Origin of the sequence: Limnobacter sp. MED105 (assembly GCF_000170915.1) — a bacterium.
GTDB lineage: Bacteria > Pseudomonadota > Gammaproteobacteria > Burkholderiales > Burkholderiaceae_B > Limnobacter.
In genome coordinates this window covers 192,582-212,618 of record NZ_ABCT01000003.1, presented here as the reverse complement: position 1 = coordinate 212,618, position 20,037 = coordinate 192,582, and the positions used below count along the sequence as shown (strand labels likewise).

The following is a 20,037-nucleotide window of genomic DNA, read 5'->3' as shown; positions in this document are numbered from 1 at the left end:
GGATGCCAGTTTGATTCATCGGGCAAGGAAGTTCTGGTTCATTTTGATCTTTCAGAATGGTGTTCATGAAAAGCAATGTTTGTTTTTCGAACCTCAAATTCAAGGAGATCGTGATGAAAAAATCCAGTTTTGTTTCTGCAGCTTTGGTGTCCGCCGGTTTGGCTTTCGGTGGTGCGGCCTTCGCCAACACTGCGGTGGTTAGCAGCAATATCACCGAAGCTGAAGTGCTGAAAGCCCAGAAAATATGGGGCGATGCGGTTGTTCAAATTTCTAAAGACTTTGAAGCGGGTGGTTTGGAAAAAGCCAAGAAAACCACAAAAGCAGCATTGGACAAAACATATGCTTACGACATGGGACCTGTGCTGTTCAAGCCCACATTGGCCGCTATCCCCCAAAACATCCGCAGCACTGAAGAAGGCGCTTTGTCTTATTACGTGGGCGGCAACAAAAAATTCCCCAATGATTCCGGTTTTGCATTGAAGGGCTGGAGAAGTGTTGAATCCAAAAATTCTGTCATTCACTTGAATGGCAACACGGCCTTGACCATGGGCAATGTCAGCTTCACTGACAAGAATGGCAAGGTGACCACAGTCGACAAAACCTGGGGCTATGTGAAAGACAGCGCCGGTAACGTGAAGATTGTGCTGCATCACTCTTCCCTGCCATACACCAACTAACTATCCAGGTGGCCGACTCCAACGTCGGCCATTTATCTTGTTCTCATGGAAGCATTTGTGATGAACCAACAACAATCAAAATGGATTAAGGCAGCGGTGCTGAGCACTGCAGTTTTTTGCGCCCCAGTTTGGGCAAGTACGGGAAAGCTGGTTTTGACCGGCGGAGTGAGTACCGTAGAGGGTGCTGGCGGTGGTGGTATCACGCCGTGGGCATTTATTGGTACTCAGGCCACAGAAAATGAATTGGGCTTCGCAACGAACCTGACCCAGGTTGAAACACAGGATTATTCGCTCACCACTTACGGCGCCACAGTGGGCTGGAACGAGCGGGTGGAGTTTTCTCTGGGTGAGCAGGTGCTTGACACGGGTATCACGGGAACAGCCCTTACCGGCGCTGGTCTGGATTTGAAACAGCAGATCGTTGGCGTGAAGGTACGCGTATTTGGTGATGGTGTATTAGACGCCGATACATGGTACCCACAAGTGGCAGTGGGCCTGCAGCATAAAATGCTGGACGCAGCAGCCTTGGAGCCAACCTTGACTTCATTGGGTGCCGACGACAGCGGTACCGATTTTTATGTGACCGCGACCAAGTTGTTTTTGAAACAAGGCGTATTGGTCAACGGCACTTTGCGTGCTACGAAGGCCAATCAAAACGGCTTATTGGGTTTTGGATCGACCACGGATGACAGCTATGAATTGATGCCTGAAATCTCTGTGGCCAAGCTATTGAGTCACAACTTGGCCATTGGTGCGGAATATCGAATGATGCCCAACAACCTTGAAGCGGCTGGCCGCAATGCAGGCCTGAACAGTGGTCTTCGCGCAGACGATTGGATGGACCTGTTTGTGGCATGGGCCCCAACCAAGAACCTTTCCTTGACCGCGGCGTATGTGGACCTGGGTCGAATTGTGCCCGCGACCACTGGAGGCCGTAGTCAAACCGGCTTTTATTTGTCAGCTCAACTGGCATTCTGAAGGAGACCATGATGATGAAATCAATTCGATCTTTTGCCGCAGCGCTTGCCTTAGCAATGTGTTTGCCCATGGCTGCCCAAGCCAGTTCCGAGAAATCACTTTACGAACAACTGGGCGGCAAGGAAAGCATCCGCATGGTGATGGACGACTTTGTGGTTCGCCTGAAAGCAGACCCGCGCATTGGCGATCAATTCGCGGCCACCAATGCTGATCGACTTGCCTCGCAGCTGACCGACCAGGTGTGTGAAGCCACGGGTGGCCCATGTAAGTATGTGGGTGCCGACATGAAAACCGCACATGAAGGCATGGTGATTACCAAAGCACATTTCAATGCGCTGGTGGAGGTGCTACAAACCAGCATGAACGCGTACAGCGTGCCATTTGACGTGCAGCTTGAGGTGTTGAGTATGCTGGCGCCAATGCACAGGGATGTGATTACCGTCAGGTAAACTTCGCCAGCAGACCGTGGTGGACAGAAACTTTGCGTACGCCGTATCGGCTCGATTGCTCAAGGAAGTTGATACATCTAAGTCGAGTAACGAAAACAAATCTTGTGGAAGTTCATAGCGGTGATTCGAGGGTGGTTGCTGGGTGAGTAAACACGAAGTCGACAACGGCACTCGCGATGGCGTGACCACGGCAGAGAAGGAGCGTGTCAAGGCGCTGGAGCGTGAAGTCAAAGAGCTGCGGCAGGCCAACGAAATACTTCGATTGGCAAGCGCTTTTTTCGCCCAGGCGGAACTCGACCGCCTCAAAAAGAAATGAGGCGCTTCATCGATGAACACCGCCAAACCTTTGGGGTCGAGTCAATCTGTAAGTCCTTTCAGATTGCCCCTTCAGGATACTGGAAGCACGCCGCCTGCCAACGCAATCCAGCATTGCGAAGTGCCCGCGCCGTTGCCGATGAACAGCGCATTGAGCAAATACAGATTGTTTGGGACAAGAACCAACGTGTCTACGGTGCTGACAAGGTTTGGAAAGCCATGAAACGAGAGCGGATTACAATAGCCCGCTGCACTGTTGAACGGTTGATGCGCCAGATGGGTTTGCGTGGCGTCATTCGAGGCAAAGCACAGCGCACCACCTTTGCAGACCCCAAGGCAGCTTGTCCATTGGACCTTGTTAAACGCCAGTTCAAAGCCGACCGCCCCAACCAGTTGTGGGTTTCTGATTTCACCTATGTCTCAACCTGGCAGGGGTTTGTCTATGTGGCTTTCATCATCGACGTCTTCTCACGGCGAATTGTAGGCTGGCGTGCCAGCCGTTCCATGCGCACAGACTTTGTGTTGGACGCGCTGGAACAAGCGCTTTGGGACCGTCAACCTGACAGAAGCCAGTCACTGATTCACCACAGCGACAGGGGCTCGCAATACGTGTCCATCCGGTTCAGCGAACGCCTTGCTGAAGCGGGCATTGAACCATCGGTGGGCAGCAAAGGCGACAGCTACGACAACGCGTTGGCAGAGACCATTAACGGTTTGTACAAGGCCGAAGTGATTCACCGCAGAGGCGCCTGGAAAACGATTGAATCAGTGGAGTTGGCCACGCTGGAATGGGTGGCTTGGTTCAATCATTACAGACTAATGGAGCCACTGGGCTACATTCCACCCGCCGAAGCTGAGATGATTTACTATCAACAAATCGGTCAGCAGGCCGAACAAACCTGCACTTAAACCAATTGGCCTCTACGAAAACCGGGGCGGTTCAGTTCCTTGAGGCGAATAAGCCGCATGTATTGGGAAAATAAGCGCTGATCAGAGAGTTTAAATGTGTCTCGTGTTAAACGTAGAAATTTTTATATTTAACAAAATAGGGTATTTTTGTCACCGTGACTTGTTGGTAAGTTCAATTTATAATCGGTACTAATGATTAGTGTGTGAGCAAACGCTTGAATCGCGACTAGAGTGATTTGGAATAGATGCACTAAACCGATCTAACAATTGAATCTATTGAATGTTGTTTTGGGTTATGGCTAATTGGTTTGATGTGTTTAGGTGCTTTACAAATGAATTCAGGATTTAATACTCTGATTGCTCAGCTACATCCCAAGGGTTGGACTTCTTTATTTGATTGCTTGCTGGATGTCTCATCGGATCTTCTCGACGAAAATACAGTGCAAACCCTTCTGTTTGGAACTGGAGTAGGGCTTGCAAAACGCAATCCTCTTTCTGACGACTTGTCGCTGGAAGAACTACAGATCGAAATTAATTCTGTATTCGATCGCCTTGGTTGGGGACAGGCAGAGATCATCCAAAAAGGAAATGAGATCTATGTAAGGCACTTGGGGTGCCCATTTTTGGTTTGCCTTGGGCCCGAAAAGATCGAACTTGCAGGTGTGCTGTTGGGTGGTGTGTATTACGAGTGGTTTACAAATTTGGGTATGGACCCGGGCACTGAGGTGCGGGTGGTCAGTGAAGATGATTCAGGTTTGTTGGCAGAAGTGACCTTTGTATAAGTGCAAAAAGATGTTTGGGGATTGAAATGAAAGATGTTGAAAATCTGTTCAAGCGGCTGGGAACCAACTCTGACTACAAAGATTTCGGCACCAAGGTGATCGATGACGTGCGGCAAAAATGGCCTTTGTTGGACAACGTCAGCGAGTCCGAGAAAACAAGATTGGGTCCTCCGCTGAAAGCCACTGCTGAAGATGCACTTTCGGCGGTTCAGCCTGAGAAGTTGGTAAGTCCTCCAAACCCGACCAAGCCCACGCTACCCGAACCAGAAAGTAAATTGCCCGTTCGATCCTTTCTTTCAAAGAAACGGCCCGCTCAGGAATCGGCACGAGAAATATTCAAATCAATTGGAAAGTCTCCAAGGCTTACTCCTTCTGTCACCGACGGGCAGGCACCAAAAGCGAAGGCCTTGTTTGGAGGCGGCAAACTCAAGGGTGGCAACAAAGTTTGAGAACGTTTGTTGTTGCCTCTATCAAAGGCGGTGTCGGTAAAACAACTGTAACCGCCAACATGGCTGTTGCCCTCGCATCGGTGGGCAAGAACGTGCTCGTCCTCGATCTTGATCCCCAAAATGCAGTGCGATTCCACTTGGGTCTTTCAGCTTCAGATGGTGGCGGGCTTGCTGCATACTTGACCCAAAAGAACAGAGCTGTGCCCAGATACGAGTCGGCGTGTGGTGCTTACGTAGTACCTTATGGTGATGTGAACGAAGACACGCGACTTGAGTTCGAGTTTTTGCTTTCTCAGCATGACAACCTTCTTGAAGAATTCATTAATCGCCTCGGGATGCCACCCGACACAATCGTCTTAATCGACACGCCTCCAGGACCTTCGCTTTACTTTCGCCAAGCCACTCATTTTGCTGATCGTGTCTTGGCTGTTGTGTTGGCCGATGCCGCGTCGTTTGCAACCTTTCCTCGAATGATTGGTTTGTTTGGTCGCTATTCACAAGGTGCGCGGTTTTCTCCAGATTTGCGCCTGGTGGTGAATCAAATCAACCCTTTGAAAGAGCTCTCCGAAGATGTACTACTGCTTTTGCGGTCTGACTATCCTCGAGAGTTCATGACTGTGATTCACCAAGACCTTGCAGTCAGTGAAGCGTTGGCATTTCGTAAGACAGTGTTTGAATATGATCCCAAATCGCAAGCGTCGCAGGATTTGCGCGCACTTGCAGACAAGCTTCTCGAAAAATAGGGGCTGCCATGTTCAATACTCTGTTCGCCGCGCTGCGAACTCGAACAGCAGATGTGTTTGAATCGCTCACTTCTTTGAGTGATCAGTCTGAGCTGATTGATGACAAAAAATTCCTGATTCCTGCTTTTGTGGTGTTGGCGAGCGCTTTCTTTTTCTTCGCCAGCCTGAGCATGGATTTGAACAGCCAAATCATTCTCTCGGTGGTGGTGGTGCTGTTCGCCTTGATGATTCGGCGAATAGCATCGCCTATCACTCGCATGGTGCTGATTTTTTTATCAATTGTTTTGTCCTCGCGCTACCTGTATTGGCGAATTACCGAAACCTTCAACGAAGGAATGGCAATTGACTACGCATTCGGTTTCGGTTTGCTGGTGGCCGAGTTGTATGCCTTCATCGTTCTCATCTTCGGCTATATTCAAACCATTTGGCCGTTGAAACGCTTGCCAACGCCTTTGCCAATTGATTCGTCAAGTTGGCCAACAGTGGATATTTTCATACCCTCCTACAACGAACCTCTTGAGGTGGTGAAGCCCACCATTTTGGCCGCGATGGCGATTGACTGGCCCGCGGACAAAATCAAGGTTTATGTTCTGGATGATGGCAGGCGAGCCGATTTTCGAGAGTACTGCGAGACTGTGGGTGTGGTTCATGTGACACGCCCAAATAATTTCCATGCCAAAGCGGGGAATATCAATGCTGCACTTGAGAACACCAGTGGTGAATATGTGGCTATTTTCGATTGTGACCACATACCCACGCGCAGTTTTCTACAGGTAGTCATGGGTTGGTTTTCGGGGTATCCAAAACTGGCGATGATTCAAACACCTCACCATTTTTTTTCACCTGATCCTTTTGAGAAGAATCTTAAAACTTTCAAAAAGGTGCCCAATGAGGGCGAGTTGTTTTATGGGTTGATTCAAGACGGCAACGACTTCTGGAATGCCTCTTTCTTTTGTGGGTCTTGCGCTGTCATTCGCCGAACCCATTTGCTCGAGGTAGGTGGCATTGCGGTTGAAACTGTGACCGAGGATGCACACACCGCCTTGAAGTTGCACCGCAAGGGTTATGACACGGCTTACTTGGCGGTACCGCAGGCCGCTGGCTTGGCCACTGAAAGTTTGTCTGGCCACGTGGGGCAACGTATTCGTTGGGCCCGTGGCATGGCCCAGATTTTTAGAACTGACAACCCACTGTTGGGCAAGGGTTTGAGTTTTGGGCAACGCATTTGTTATGTGAATGCGATGATGCATTTTTTCTACGGACTGCCCCGCATCATTTTTTTGACGGCACCGATTGCCTACCTGGTTTTTGGGGCACATGTGATTTATGCTTCAGCCATAGAAATTGCCACTTATGCAATTCCTTTTTTGATTTTGGCCAATACCGCCAACTCGCATATTCAGGGCAATTATCGCCATTCATTCTGGAACGAGGTTTATGAAACGGTGCTGGCTTGGTACATTTTGCGGCCTACGTTGTACGCCTTGGTCAATCCGAAAGCAGGTGGATTCAATGTAACCGCCAAAGGTGGTTTGATTGAAAAAACATACTTTGACCTAAAAATTTCAGGTCCTTACATTTTTATTCTTTTAATGAATTTAGCGGGTCTTACATTTGGTATTTGGCGCTTATTTACTGAGTCAGGCGATGAGTTTTTAACCACCGTTATCAACATGTTCTGGACAGGCTATAACGTGTTGTTGTTGGGCGCTAGCGTGCTTGTGGCGCGCGAATCCATTCAACGCCGAGAACACCCGCGTGGTCAGCTTGATATTGATGTCAGTATTCAAACGCCGGATGAACGTGCCTACAAAGCCAAGGTGCTTGATTTTTCAATGGGTGGTTTGGGCTTGGAGGTTGAACATCAGGGGCGTTTACAGAAGGACCAGTCCTTGTTCATTGTCATGCCTTTGAACGAGCGTAAATTCGTGCTGCCCGTGCGTGTAGCGAGTGCCAATGGCAATCGTTTGGGATTGCAATTCGATAATTTATCTATTGAACAAGAAAAGAACCTCGTGAACGCCACCTTCGCTAGGGCGGATGTGTGGGTTGATTCTTGGGCTGTGGCCAGTCGAAAGCTTTCCCTTTCATCGCTTTGGAGCATTGTCCAAATTGGTGCGTTTGGAAATATTTATCTGTTAAGAAAGTTGCCTCGTTGGATTTGGATTGGTCTTAAACAACGTGTTTTCTCAATTCTAAGAATTAGAGTCAAAGATGCTTAATCAATTTAGTGCCTTCTTCGGTGCTTGTTTTATCCGAGGCATATTGAGTTTGCCGGTGATATTGCTTTTATCCGTTTTACCAGTCAAGCCTGCGTTGGCGTTGGAGCACGAAGCCACATTTCGTCAGTTGGGTTTTCAGCAGGCCTTGAATATTCGGGGTGTGAATGGACAAATTTCGGTGCCTTTCAGCGTGCGTGCTGATGAGGTGGTCACCGATGCCAGCGTCGATTTGATTTATAACTTTTCACCTGCTCTATTGGAAGACTTGTCGCATTTCAACGTGATTGTGAATGGTGAAGTGGTTCAATCGATACCCTTGGTCAAAGACAACGCGGGGAAAACAAACCAAAGACGAATTGATATACCGATTCGACTAATTGCCCAGTTCAACCGCTTGAATCTGGAATTGATTGGGCACTACACCTTAGGTTGTGAAGATCCTGCGCACAGTTCTTTGTGGCTGAATGTCAGCAACAGCAGCAAGCTTCGTTTGGTGACTTCATCACTGCCATTGAACGATGATCTCAGTTTGTTGCCAGCCCCGTTTTTCGATCCCCGTGATCGTTTGCCTACCGTCGTTCCGCTGGTGTTTGGTGGTGCTCCCAACAATGCGACCATTGAAGCAGCAGGCACTGTGGCTTCCTGGTTGGGTGGCTTGGCCAGCTACCGTGGTTACTCTTTCCCCGTGTCTGTTGGTAGTTTGCCGGTTGAGAACAACGCGATCGTATTTTTGTTGCCCGGGCAAAGTTTGCCTGGAGTAAATCTGCCAGTGGCCAATGCACCCCGACTCACCATGATGGTTCACCCCGGGGATGCAAGTAAAAAGTTGCTGGTGGTGTCTGGTCGTGACGAACGCGATTTGAAAGCTGCGGTACAGGCTTTGGTGTTGGGCACCCAATCCCTGAACGGAACCACTGTAACAATCGATGCCAATGTGGGTTTAAGTCCGAGGACGCCTTACGATGCGCCACGTTGGGTCAGTAGCACTCGCCCCACAAAATTTGGTGATTTGGTCGATCCAGGCGCGCTCCAGGTGTCTGGACAGTATCCCGATTTGATCCGTGTACCAATGACCATGCCACCCGATCTCTTCTTTTGGCAAGCGGAAGGTATTCCTGTGAATTTAAAGCACAGATACACCCTGAGAGCGGCCAATGACAAATCAACATTGAATGTCAGTTTCAGCGAAAAGTTTATTCGTGCAATTCCGCTGCGGTCCGAACAAGAGGTAAGCAGGGTAGAACACTGGGTTCGTAATTTGGTAGGCAAACCAATTTCTTCGGACTACGCCAAGGTGAAAGTGCCCAGAGAAGCATTCTCTTCGAATGGTCAATTGGAGTTGTATTTCCATTTCGATGTTCCCAAGGCAGGGGAATGTGCAGATGCCCCAATTCCGAATATCCAGGCGGCAATCGACAAAGAGTCCTACATAGATATTTCAGATTTTCCGAAGTTCATGCACATGCCTGAACTGGCCTCATTTGCTAACGCTGGGTATCCATTCACGCGGCTTGCCGATTTGTCTGAAACAGCGATTGTGATTCCTGCGCAATCAGATACAGCCACTCTGAGCAATTTGTTCAGACTGTTGGGCCGTATTGGTGATTTAACAGGTTTGCCTGCATACGGGTTCTCCTTGATTCGCCCCAATGATCTTCAAACAGTTCAAGACAAGGATTTGCTGCTGCTTGGCAACCTTGAGGCGGATGCTGCCTTCAAGGCATGGAGCGAGTTTATGCCCATTACCCTGAGTGATCAGGTTTGGCAGGTGAAAACAGGTGGTGGTTTTAAATCAATCATTGATCAGTGGATTCCTGCCTTGAAAGATGAGCGGGTGGCCCCAGTTGCTTCTTTCTCCCTACGGGGCAGTGAACCCGCAGGTTTGATGATGGGGTTCGAGTCCCCGATTGAAAGCCAACGCTCAGTGGTTGCGATTGTTGGTTCGGATCAAGGTGTAAAACAAATTCTTGACGCCATGCTTTCACCGGAAGATGTTCAGGCAATTCGGGGCAGTGTGGTTTATTCAAAACCAGGCACTGTTACCTCGCTGCTGGACGAAAAAACATACTCGGTCGGTTCTTTGCCCATCTTGACCTGGATTCGTTATTACCTGTCTGGAACTGTTTGGTTAAACCTTGTGTTGTTGTTGGGTGCAGCTCTGATGTTTGCGGTGGTGTTTAACCGGGTGTTGAAACAGAAAGCGCAGAGAAGACTGGAAAAGCGTTCATGATTCTTGGTTTTTTGAACGTGCTTTTTGTGGCAGGGTTTGTGCTGATCGCCAACCCCCAGCAAGCACTCGCGTCTAGCCAGTGCACCAAGCCTTGGCCCGAATTAAAGCTATTTGAGTCCAAGCATGTGCAGGCAGATGGGCGTGTGGTGGACTTCAGCACGCCCGAGCAAATTACAACATCGGAAGGACAGTCGTATGCCATGTTTTTCGCGCTTGTGGACAATGACCAAGTGCGATTCAAGCAATTGTTGGACTGGACCGAGCGTAACCTGGCTCCCGGCGGCGTTGCTCAAAGCCTGCCTGCGTGGAAATGGGGCAGGGTACGCGCTAACCAGTTTGGCATGCTGGATGCAAATTCTGCTTCCGATTCAGATTTGTGGATCGCCTACAATTTGCTCGAGGCAGCCCGGCTTTGGAATATGCCGGAGTACAAAGAAAAAGGGCTTGCCTTGATGCAACTGATTCGAGACAACGAGGCTGGTGATGTACCCGGCTATGGCCGAATGGTGTTACCCGGTGCTGTTGGCTTTAATCCGGCGCCCGGCGTGTATCGAATGAACCCAAGTTATTTGCCCTTGTTCTTGATGCGCAAACTTTCAGAGGCTCATTCTGATTCATTCTGGAAATCCCAGCCGGAACTATCGGCTCAATTGATTGTGAATTCAGCCCCCAAGGGCTACGTGCCGGACTGGGTAACCGTGAAAGCAGACGGAATTTCAGCAGATATCGAGAAAGGAAATGTGGGCAGCTACGATGCCATTCGAACCTACTTGTGGGCGGGCTTGACTGCGCGCGATGAGCCAGAAAGAAAAGCACTGATGCAAGCGGTATACGCCTACATGCAGTTGTCCAATCGCTTGGGTGAACCGCTTGAACGCGTGGATACCAGCAGTGGAATATGGTACGGAACAGCTGCGCCAGGCTTTTATTACGCCCTTGAACCCTTGGCGCAAGAGCTTCGACTTTCGCGTTTGTTGTTGGCAATCAAGGCAAAGCATCAGGAGGTCAAAAATCAGAATTATGCTCAACTGAGTTATTACGATTGGGTTTTGTTTCTTTACGCGAAAGGCTGGGTCGAGGGCCGATACCGATTCGATAAGCGTGGTGCGCTGCAAGTCTCCTGGAATAAAAAATGTTGAAAGCAAAAAGAACAGTGTTGTCCGTATTGACAATTGCAGCGTTGCTGCCCAGCCCTGCATTGTCTCAAGATGCGGTGACCAATGCATTGACAGAGCAGGGTAAGTTTTGGCAATCACGCGGCGATTACGACAAGTCGGCAGATGCATGGACCAAGTTGCTAAGGCTTGAGCCCAAAAATCCTGAGGCCCTGTTAGGCATGGGCCTGGCTGAGGTCAACAAAGGGCGAGTGGATTCGGCGCGTAACTACCTTGCACAACTGAAGGCGAGTTCGGCTTCACGCAATCAAATTGCGCAACTTGAACGTGCCTTGGATTCCGGGCGAGCTGACACAGGTTCTACGCTAGAATCAGCCCGGGCGCTTGCACGGAGCAAACAGTACGATGAAGCCGTGAAGTCCTATAAAGAGTATTTTGCGGGGCAGCGCCCCACTGGTTTGTTGGCGTTGGAGTATTACCAAACCTTGGGCGCAACGCGCACTGGTTGGGATGAGGCTCGCAGGGAGTTGGAAGGGCTGAGCAAGTCGGCCCCGAACGATGATCGATATGCTTTGGCTTATGCTCAGCACTTGTCGTATCGGGAAAGCAGTCGCCGCCAGTCTATTCAAATTCTCTCGTCTCTAACCGCTTCTCAATCGGTTGGGCAGCAAGCGCAACAAGCCTGGCGTCAGGCCCTGATTTGGTTGGAGGCACGCCCCTCCGATGCATCGCTTTATCGCACATTTTTGAATCGGAATCCAAACGATTCGGTCATTGCGAAGCGGCTTGACGACATTCAAACGTTCGCTGCACCACCCACTGTGCGGGATGCTGGTGCTGAGCGTGAAGCGCTCAGTGGTCGCTTAATCACCTCTGGGTTTCAGGCGCTTGAAAACAATAACCTGCCTGTCGCCGAGCGAGACTTTCAGCAACTGCTGTCGCTTGAGCCTGGCAATCGAGATGGTCTGGGTGGCTTGGGTATTGTGCGTTTGAGGCAAGAACGATTTAAAGATGCTGAAGGTTTACTGGGGCGGGCAGCGCGTGGTGACAAAAGCGGGCGTTGGAATGAGGCATTGAACGCCTCAAGAATCGGGTCGTTGAGCATTCAAGCCACAACGCAGCTAAATCAGGGGCGGCTTGCGCAGGCCAAGCAAACCTACACAGAAATTCGCAAAGTACCTGGCGGTGCCGAGATGGCTGATGCGGGTTTGGCCAAGCTTGCTTATGAGGAAAAAGACTTTCAAACTGCCGAAAAATTGTATCGTGCTTTGTTGCAGAAAAATCCGAATAACGCCGATGCCCGTGTGGGACTTGTTCTGACTTTGTCCGCCTCAGGGCGCGCAGATGAGGCACAGCGCCTGATCGACTCTATGCCAGAGTCGATGGTGACCGGTGTGGGCGGGTTGGACAAATTACGTTCAGCGATTGCATATGAAAACGGTAAGCGAGAATTGCGCCTCGGAAATGAAGCTGCGGCCAGACAGTATTTTGAAGACACAGTGGCATTCAACCCAGCCTACCCTTGGGCCCGCGTAGAGCTTGCGAGGCTTTATCACGCGCAGGGTAGAAAAGACGAGGCCCGTGCGCTGATCGATCCACTGACCAGTATTGACAACGTACCTGAAGAGTCCCTCTATGCCGCGGCTGTTTTTTATTCTGAAATAGGCGACAACGCTGGTGCCGCAGCTGTTTTGGCTCGAATTCCCAAAGATGAACTGACCACCGATCAACTTGCATTGACCCAGCGCACCGAGTTTCGCGCCGTGCTGGATCAAGCAGCTACGCTCAATAAGTTGGGGCGCAAAAGTGACGCTCAGCGTTTGTTGTCTTCATTGGAACGTGATGCAGCGGACAAACCCGATTTGATGCTTCAACTGGCTTCAGAGTATGCCGAAGGTGGTGACATCGACAACGCCACGCGATTGATGCAACAGTATCGCAGCCAAAAAAGCTTGAGTGAATTGAATGCGGCTGAGAGCATTCAATATGGCTATGTTCTGTTGAAAACGAATCAAACCGCTGAGCTTCAATCGTTGATTCGACGTTTGCAGAACAGTGCGTTGAGCGCGGATCAAAACCGCTCGTTGGCTGAATTGAACCGAGCCATTGCACTGAAACAATCGGATTCACTGAGAAACGCAGGTGACCTGGCAGGGGCTTATGATGCAATAGCACCCGCGCTGGCGCAAACTCCCAATGATCCTGATTTGTTGGCCGCATTGGCCAGGCTTTATTCATCAGACAACAAACATGCTGAAGCCTTGCGTTTGTATCAGTCTGCTTTAAGCAGCAAACCTTCTGATGCCAATTTGTTGGGCAGTGCTTTGGGTGCTGCGGCCGCCGCTCAGGAGTTCCGCAGCGGACGAGAGCTGGCCGTATCACTCGAACGCTTGCGTCCGAATGATCCGATTGCTTTGGCTGATATTGGCCGATATTACCGGGCTGCGGGTGACACTGGCCGTGCGCAAAGTTACTTTGAGGCAGCCTTGGCTGCCGAGGTCAAATTGACCGGTACCAGCAATTCCTTGTACCCGGATCAAAGCCAAATTCGCCCCGCCTTCACGGGTTCCGGGTTTGCATCCGAGCAGCTTCAGCAAGGGCGAATTCCGAGCAATCCATTTCGTCAAGGTGGGCCACAAGCACCCGCACCAGTAAATGCGCAGCCGGTGTTTAATCTCCCGCCCACATTGACTTCGCCCGCGGTGCGCCCATCTCAAGCACCATCCAGCGGATATGTGCCGCCGCCGCCTTTAAATGCGCCAGGTGATCGAATTTCGGTGTTGCAAAATGAACTGCGCTCACTGGTCAAGCCGCAAACATCTTTGGGTACTGGCGGTATTTTTGTGCGTTCCAAGCAGGGCGAATCGGGCTTGAGTGAGCTGACTGAGGTGGCCATTCCAGTGCAATACAAGCGCAGCATTCTGGGTGGAACCGGTACTGTGTCGGTGACTCCAATCGTCTTGAATTCTGGAGATGTACCCAATGACTTTTCGACCACAAGTCGATTTGGTGCAGGTCCCGCAGCCAGTCTTAATAACCTAGGGCAGGGAAATTCAGGTATTGGTCCTCAAGATTATTCGGGTGCCCAAGTGGGTGTGGCTTACGCTTCAGATGTGTTCCGATTTGATGCAGCAACACGCCCCACCAATATTGACAAAGCCGATGCATCGCTTGGTTTGAGCTTTTCAGTACCGATAGGTCCTGACTACACCGTGACATTTCAAGCTGCAAGGCGACCTGTCACAGACAGCCTGGTTTCGTATGTGGGTGCTCGAGATGAGCGAGCTGGCTTGGCATGGGGTGCTGTAAGTTCTACTGGTGGGCGCGTTGGTTTAACCCGTGAGGTGGACGGATTTGGCCTATACAGTTACATAGGCCTGTATCAATACGATGGCGAGAATGTAGCTGACAACGAGAAAAACGAACTGGGTTTTGGTGCTTACTACAAAGCGATCAACGAAGAAGATGAACGTTTCACGATTGGCCTGGGTTTAAATACGTTTGGTTTTTCCGAGAACCTGAGTTACTTCACTTTTGGTCATGGTGGCTACTTCAGTCCACAGCGCTACGTCAGCATTACAGTGCCCATGGAATACTGGGTCAAAAAATCGAAGCTGAGTTACGGGGTTAGCGGCTCATTTGGATTCCAATCCTTTAAAGAAGACGCCAACGTGTACTTTCCAACCAGCGCTTTGTTGCAATCACAGGCCCAAGCCGCGTTTGACCAAATTGGATTGTTGGGTCTGTCTGCCGGTGTGCTTGGGCCCAACTATGCAAGTCGATCAGAAAATGGTTTTGCTTACAACCTGGCTGGTACCGTCGAATATGCTTTGTCGCCCAAAGTTATTCTTGGTGGCTTGATTGGTTTGGACAATGCTTCCGATTTTCAGCAGTTCAAGGTTGGCATGTATCTTCGCGTTTATCTTGATCAGGAAGAAGAAGGTGTTGCGGCCCCGCCCCTGGTACCCAATCCTTTCTTGTACTAAGCAAGCTTGACGATGTTATTTGTTCTCCTATTCAGTCTGTTGATACTTGCTTATTCTGTGTGGCGAATCAGAGTATTGAAACATGAACTTCAAAGGCTGGAGCTTCTCTTGGGTCAGGATGAATTGACTGGAGTTCGCTCGCGGCGCAGCTTGTTGCTGCAATCACGCAGGGCTGTTAAAGCCGCCAAAGTGGCAGATCCAGCGCAGCTTGTATTTGTGGATATGAATGATCTGAAGGCATTGAATACCCTCGGAGGGCATGCGGCTGGTGACATCGCGTTGCGAGAACTGGGCCAGCAGCTTAACCGGTTTTGTGAAAAACAGGAGTGGGTGGCCAGGTACGGTGGTGATGAGTTTGTGTTGTTGCTGAGGTCTACCCCCGAAGAGGTTGAGCAGCGCATGGTGCAATTGTTGAGCAGGCTTGAACTGCGACATCGCTTCACTTGGGCCCAATGCAAGTTGGCACCACATACAGATTGGTTTGAACAAATCAATGATTTGTCCAGGCAGGTTCTTTTGAAGAAGTCAAAGCCGCATGAACACACCCAACATTAAATGGATATTAATCAAATGAAACGAATGGCAGCAAGTTTGTGGATAGCTTCCTTTTGCGCGCTAAGTGTGGTGTCGTGTGGTGGCGGTGGCGGCGGTGATTCGGGTGTGGGTGGTTCTGTCGCCGTGAACAATTTAACCGGCTTTGTGGCCACCGGTGCGCCAGTGCGAGATGCAGTTGTCACTGCGGGCAATGGCATGGTCATGGTCACTGCTCGTACCGATTCAGCCGGTAGGTATACCTTGAATGGAATTTCGCAGTTCACTTTTCCACTGGAAGTAACCGCGACCAACCCAGCCAACCCTGACCAGGAATTAAGTACAGTTGTATTGCAAGGGCAACGCATTGCCAACATTACGCCTGCAACCACTGCGCTTTCACAGGTACTTGCCACCGGGCAAATTACTGCCAGTGAAATTGTGCGCTTGTCGCGGGTGTTGCAAAATGCGTTGGCCAATTACCTACCTTCCCCGGCGGCGGTCAACTTTTTCTCGGATGCGGCATTTCGCCCAGATTCTACCGGTATTGATGCTGTGTTTGATCTGGTTCAAATTACATATGATGGCGCTTCGCTGGTACTTAGCAGCAAGCCGAACCCGGCCTTACAGGTTTCAGTAGACCCGGCGCAACTCAACGGGGCAGTGCTGCCACGCCCTTTGGATTCTGAAACGGTGTCCCCATCGGCAGTATCTGTATTGGTGCAACGTTTTGAGAATGCGTTCCGTTCAGGCAACTTGTCGGTGAGTAATCTGGGCAACGTGATGCATGAGGACTTTCAGGACGATCAGGGTTTTCGCATCGACAGTTTTGCCCAGGTGTACAACAACCCAGGTTTGGTCTCGGTGTCTGATTTTGAAATTCTTCGCTGCTTTCCAGACAGTGCCACATTGTTTGATCGTTGTCAGATTCGCTTAAGTTTCTCAAGACCACTGACACGGTTTGCTGAAGATTTTGGCAATTCGAACTTTACGCAGGTGGTTCGGAGAGAATTTTATGATCTTGAAGTGGAGCGTCGAAGTGCACAAACCAACCCACTTAAATTTTCAGGTGGTTATTTCAAGCCGTTTGCAGCCAAAGTGAAGCGAATTGACAGAATCACTCAAACGGTTGGGGCCAATGGTTTTCCTTCACCAGCCTCTGCTGTTGAATCAGGAGCATTTATCGCCGCACCCGTTAGCCCACCTGGCCTACAGCCTGCGTCGTTTGGCGAGTTGGTCAATTCGAACTTGACCAAAGCCGAGTTGGTACAAAGCCCGCAAGGTTCAGGTACAACAAGTTTGTTTGCAGTTTCGCGTGCAGGGCAAGGTCAGTGTTCTGCCACCACCAATATCTTGGTGATTCAACCCGATCCCATGGCCACCGGCGGAGCCAACTGCCAAAATGTGGGGTTTGGTAATTTTGTGAACGGCCTACCTGCGAACTCAAAGGCTGGTGAGGTGTTCATGGACTTGACCCAGCGAATTGGGCAAGTCAATTTTGTGAATCGTTCCAAACCAGTTCGAATTGATGCACCCGCAGTGGTCAGCGGTGCAGGCTACCCGCAGTTGAACAACGAGTCACTGGCCAACCTTTTCGAGTACGCCTCTACACCGAATTTAAGAAATGTGGTGATTACCTTGGTAACGCCCGAGGGCAGGCAATCAGTGTGTATTTCAACTGGCTTGGAGCCAGAGCCCATTTGCGTGTACGGACAGCGTAGGCTGTCGCTCACGCCGGATCAAATTGGTAAAGCAAGTTCTTATTTGGTGAGTGCGGAAGATGGATTTGGGAATGTGATTCAGCGCAATTATGAGTTGAATTTGCCCTGAAAGGGCGACTTGAACAGCGCAAGGCCCAGCGATTGTACTGGGCCATGCTTGGGCTGTTATCGACTGTAAAGCATCAAATTCAAAGTGTTTCTTGAGTCACTCACTACGCCTGAAGTGGCTTGTTGAGTTGCATCCAAAATTGACCCACTGGGGATGCGGACAAAATCTTGGACTACTTTAGGAGGTAGTCCATGTATTCATACGAAGAACGTCTTAGTGGACTACCCGCCTTCAGCCCGGAAGTCTTTGAAGCCGATTCAAAATGAGGCTCTAGTTTGTAAATTAAAGACAGACTAATCCAATGCAAGCCGAAGTATTAGACTAGGTATTAGTCAAGGTATCAGGTAAGGTATCAGGCGAGGTGTCAGGCAAGGTATCAGGCAAGGTATCGGGCAAGGTATCAGGCAAGGTATCGGGCAAGGTATCAGGCAAGGTATCAGGCAAGGTATCAGGCAAGGTATCAGGCAAGGTATCAGGCAAGGTATCAGGCAAGGTATCAGGCAAGGTATCAGGCAAGGTATCAGGCAAGGTATCAGGCAAGGTATCAGGCAGGGTATCAACCGATGTATCTGGCGAGGTATCCGCCAAGGTAATAGCTAAGGCAACAGGCAAGGTCACAGCTAAAGTAGCAGCCGAAATAACAGTCGGGATAACTGCAAAGTTACTAGCTCAGCTAACAGATGATGTAGCAGTTATTTGTTGAATCGACTTGCTGATCTCGGATATCTTCCATGTTAGAAATTTCCATGTGACGCATCACCAAAACTAATTGATCGCTGAAAGTGCCAAAAAAAGGCACTTTCAACCAAAACACGATTTTCAAATCTGTGAAAACATTCCCTATAACGACCTTCGGGCGGTGGGGAATGCAAATGGAAAATTCAAAAGTTTTTACAGACGAATCGATCGAACAAATCATCGCTGATCATGACCTCTCGAGGTTCATCAAAGTGTTTGGTTTGGCACATTGCGCGGCAGATCTTGACCGTGCAGTCAACAACCTGATTGATGCTTTCGAGCTAGTGGCGAGCAAACGCTTGGATTTTCCAAAGCTGGTTGAGGCAAGCTTTGTTCTCACTAAGATCAAGCAACGTCTGGAATGCCTTCCGTCGAAGGACTTGGATGTCAAACTTGTTCCAGGGCAAGGGCCGTTGTCATGCTTAATGGCGTATGGCCGGGTAAATGATTCTCAGAAGTTAGATCTCGCGCTGGTGTTAACAGCGATGTACCTTGGGGACTATCACCCTAAAACGCTGATTCAAATTCTAAGCAAATATATAAAACGAGACCCCCTCGAAGATCTTTCGTTTAGTGGTGATTTCCAGGTTGAAAATGCCTTAAAAAGAGCCACGTCCCAATCTGCAAAGGTATTGGAACTTTTGGTTGAAGGCTCGGTGCGATCACCGCTTGATCGCTTGCAGGCTTATCAAATGCGTATGCATGACGAGCACGACTTGCAAAGAAGACGAGTCTTACTGAACCACGCTCGTTTCTCGCAAGAGACATTAATTGAAGTCAGCGCGCAAGTTCAGGAACGTGCCAGGCAGGGCGATGGTCCATCCATTTGTGAGCTCGTGTCGCTACATATTAATTGCCCACCCAGTCTCACGGTGGCTTTACCGTGTTGGCCCGAGCCCGGTGCTTTTCACTGGCTATCGGTTCGAGAGTCACTCATCTACACGAATCGATCACTGTTCATGCCTAATGCGCGCGTGGATGCTGACTCAAACCAGAAAGCTGACGAATGGTACTTGGCAAAGCCGATTGCTCAAGTACTGAAAAATCCACTTGAGCTTGCGTTGGCACGAAATCCTGGTGCAAAGAATCTTGGCGAACTGATTGGGGTTTTGGAAAGTGACATTAATCGCGAACACCCAGAAATTACTGATCTGCGCAATCGATTGTCCATTGAGGCTGCACATAGGTGTGGTGATGATGTACTGGCTGCTTTTGCATTTAGCGATCCACGCTTGTTGTCGCGTGGACCTGTTTATTACAGAAAAGTAAAACAGAGGGATGCGGCAACATTGTTCTCTTCGGTATTTGCGTTGTTTGGGATACCAACGGTATCCATTGATGTCGGCTCCACCCGAGGATTTGGTTCGCTTGCCCAAGTTAAGAAAGAGAACGTAGCCGACGCCTGGGGCGCCTTAACAACACAAGTCGAAGCGCTAAGACCCACCATGAATGCGAAGTGGCCTGAGCTTGCGACGTTTCACAACGCATTCGCGATTGCGACTGCATTCATGTGTTCAATCGCATTGGCGCTGCGTCCCGCGCAAAGTTATCCGCTCAAGCGTTGCGCAATCGCAGCCGATTTCGTGGTGTTTAACGACAAAGATAGTCATCAGGTGACCGAATTCGTCGAGGTCCCGTTTGGTCAGATCATAAAAGCCCAGCTGGATTTTTATGTCGAACATCTTGTGCAACTTCGCAGTAGCGCTCGAGCCTTGGAATGCTCTGAGAAAATCCCTAACAACATTACGAAAGTTCTAGATGTGGCTTCTGGTGAGCCTCTGTTGTTTCGTGTCACCCGAAATGGTCTCAGCCCGTTGGGATCAATACATCTTTCGGATGCGCTTAAGCAATGTGGCTTTGATTTGCCACCGAATTTCGGTCGCCACTTGGTTCAGTCTCATCTTTGCAACCTAAAAAGGGTGGAGATCAATCGACTTTCGCGACACGGATCGATCTTTCAATCCAGCAATAACATGGGAGTTGACCTTTCCCCCGAACAATCCGCAGCAGGTGTAGTTCGTGGCACCGAGGACTTATTAAGGCAGCTAAACATACTCCCATTGTCGGGTCTTCGAGGTTGAGG

Annotated in this window: 14 protein-coding genes, 1 pseudogene and 1 other annotated feature; of the genes and pseudogenes, 14 read left to right on the top strand and 1 reads right to left on the bottom strand. The window is 49.8% G+C overall.

Annotated features, from left to right (window positions below; translation table 11 throughout):
• The first annotated feature begins 113 nt into the window (after nucleotides 1–113).
• The 13 genes and pseudogenes from LMED105_RS04985 (at nucleotide 114) to LMED105_RS04920 (ending at nucleotide 17,216) form a co-directional block, all read left to right on the top strand.
• Entirely contained in the window at nucleotides 114–677 is a 564-nt protein-coding gene (locus LMED105_RS04985; protein WP_040512408.1) for a phosphoribosyl-AMP cyclohydrolase, read from the top strand.
• A gap of 60 nt (nucleotides 678–737) precedes the next feature.
• On the top strand, nucleotides 738–1,655 hold the full coding sequence (locus LMED105_RS04980) for a DUF3034 family protein (RefSeq protein ID WP_156799548.1): 918 nt from the start codon (nucleotides 738–740) through the stop codon (nucleotides 1,653–1,655).
• Nucleotides 1,656–1,669: 14 nt separating this feature from the next.
• Nucleotides 1,670–2,104 (top strand): group 1 truncated hemoglobin, encoded by a 435-nt coding sequence (locus LMED105_RS04975; RefSeq protein WP_369745837.1) that lies wholly within the window; start codon nucleotides 1,670–1,672, stop codon nucleotides 2,102–2,104.
• A gap of 139 nt (nucleotides 2,105–2,243) precedes the next feature.
• Nucleotides 2,244–3,328, top strand: a pseudogene (locus tag LMED105_RS04965) (IS3 family transposase); the annotation flags it as partial.
• Nucleotides 2,375–2,491 (top strand) — a sequence feature (AL1L pseudoknot). It overlaps the preceding pseudogene by 117 nt.
• 332 nt (nucleotides 3,329–3,660) lie before the next feature.
• Nucleotides 3,661–4,110, top strand: coding sequence for a hypothetical protein (locus LMED105_RS04960; RefSeq protein ID WP_008248816.1), 450 nt, complete (start codon nucleotides 3,661–3,663; stop codon nucleotides 4,108–4,110).
• Between the two features lie 26 nt (nucleotides 4,111–4,136).
• Nucleotides 4,137–4,559: a hypothetical protein gene (locus LMED105_RS16890; RefSeq protein WP_008248814.1), complete on the top strand. Its 423-nt coding sequence runs from the start codon at nucleotides 4,137–4,139 to the stop codon at nucleotides 4,557–4,559.
• On the top strand, nucleotides 4,556–5,302 hold the full coding sequence (gene bcsQ, locus LMED105_RS04950) for a cellulose biosynthesis protein BcsQ (RefSeq protein WP_008248812.1): 747 nt from the start codon (nucleotides 4,556–4,558) through the stop codon (nucleotides 5,300–5,302). Before LMED105_RS16890 ends, bcsQ begins: the two co-directional genes overlap by 4 nt.
• Before the next feature lie 8 nt (nucleotides 5,303–5,310).
• The gene (gene bcsA, locus LMED105_RS04945; protein ID WP_008248809.1) at nucleotides 5,311–7,524 is read left to right on the top strand and encodes a UDP-forming cellulose synthase catalytic subunit; all 2,214 of its coding nucleotides are present in this window, start codon (nucleotides 5,311–5,313) and stop codon (nucleotides 7,522–7,524) included.
• A complete protein-coding gene (gene bcsB, locus LMED105_RS04940) occupies nucleotides 7,517–9,754 on the top strand; it encodes a cellulose biosynthesis cyclic di-GMP-binding regulatory protein BcsB (RefSeq protein WP_050771150.1) in 2,238 nt (745 codons plus the stop codon). Before bcsA ends, bcsB begins: the two co-directional genes overlap by 8 nt.
• Nucleotides 9,751–10,893 (top strand): cellulose synthase complex periplasmic endoglucanase BcsZ, encoded by a 1,143-nt coding sequence (gene bcsZ, locus LMED105_RS04935; RefSeq protein WP_008248806.1) that lies wholly within the window; start codon nucleotides 9,751–9,753, stop codon nucleotides 10,891–10,893. Before bcsB ends, bcsZ begins: the two co-directional genes overlap by 4 nt.
• Complete coding sequence (locus LMED105_RS04930) at nucleotides 10,887–14,855, top strand: cellulose biosynthesis protein BcsC (RefSeq protein WP_008248796.1); 3,969 nt, start codon at nucleotides 10,887–10,889, stop codon at nucleotides 14,853–14,855. The genes bcsZ and LMED105_RS04930 overlap by 7 nt, the downstream gene beginning before the upstream one ends.
• Nucleotides 14,856–14,930: 75 nt before the next feature.
• Nucleotides 14,931–15,410: a GGDEF domain-containing protein gene (locus LMED105_RS04925; protein ID WP_198006794.1), complete on the top strand. Its 480-nt coding sequence runs from the start codon at nucleotides 14,931–14,933 to the stop codon at nucleotides 15,408–15,410.
• Nucleotides 15,411–15,425: 15 nt separating this feature from the next.
• Entirely contained in the window at nucleotides 15,426–17,216 is a 1,791-nt protein-coding gene (locus LMED105_RS04920; RefSeq protein ID WP_156799546.1) for a carboxypeptidase-like regulatory domain-containing protein, read from the top strand.
• 321 nt (nucleotides 17,217–17,537) lie between these two features.
• Here the strand turns inward: LMED105_RS04920 and LMED105_RS04915 are convergent, their stop codons facing one another.
• Complete coding sequence (locus LMED105_RS04915) at nucleotides 17,538–17,828, bottom strand: hypothetical protein (RefSeq protein WP_156799545.1); 291 nt, start codon at nucleotides 17,826–17,828, stop codon at nucleotides 17,538–17,540.
• Between the two features lie 260 nt (nucleotides 17,829–18,088).
• Between LMED105_RS04915 and LMED105_RS04910 the strand changes: the two genes are divergently transcribed.
• Entirely contained in the window at nucleotides 18,089–20,035 is a 1,947-nt protein-coding gene (locus tag LMED105_RS04910; RefSeq protein ID WP_156799544.1) for a hypothetical protein, read from the top strand.
• The last annotated feature ends 2 nt before the right edge of the window (nucleotides 20,036–20,037 follow it).

Coding starts and splice junctions, on each gene's coding strand:
- LMED105_RS04985 (WP_040512408.1), top strand. CDS start 114: ATGAAAAAATCCAGTTTTGTTTCTGCAGCTTTGGTGTCCGCCGGTTTG.
- LMED105_RS04980 (WP_156799548.1), top strand. CDS start 738: ATGAACCAACAACAATCAAAATGGATTAAGGCAGCGGTGCTGAGCACT.
- LMED105_RS04975 (WP_369745837.1), top strand. CDS start 1,670: ATGAAATCAATTCGATCTTTTGCCGCAGCGCTTGCCTTAGCAATGTGT.
- LMED105_RS04960 (WP_008248816.1), top strand. CDS start 3,661: ATGAATTCAGGATTTAATACTCTGATTGCTCAGCTACATCCCAAGGGT.
- LMED105_RS16890 (WP_008248814.1), top strand. CDS start 4,137: ATGAAAGATGTTGAAAATCTGTTCAAGCGGCTGGGAACCAACTCTGAC.
- bcsA (WP_008248809.1), top strand. CDS start 5,311: ATGTTCAATACTCTGTTCGCCGCGCTGCGAACTCGAACAGCAGATGTG.
- bcsB (WP_050771150.1), top strand. CDS start 7,517: ATGCTTAATCAATTTAGTGCCTTCTTCGGTGCTTGTTTTATCCGAGGC.
- bcsZ (WP_008248806.1), top strand. CDS start 9,751: ATGATTCTTGGTTTTTTGAACGTGCTTTTTGTGGCAGGGTTTGTGCTG.
- LMED105_RS04930 (WP_008248796.1), top strand. CDS start 10,887: ATGTTGAAAGCAAAAAGAACAGTGTTGTCCGTATTGACAATTGCAGCG.
- LMED105_RS04920 (WP_156799546.1), top strand. CDS start 15,426: ATGAAACGAATGGCAGCAAGTTTGTGGATAGCTTCCTTTTGCGCGCTA.
- LMED105_RS04910 (WP_156799544.1), top strand. CDS start 18,089: ATGGAAAATTCAAAAGTTTTTACAGACGAATCGATCGAACAAATCATC.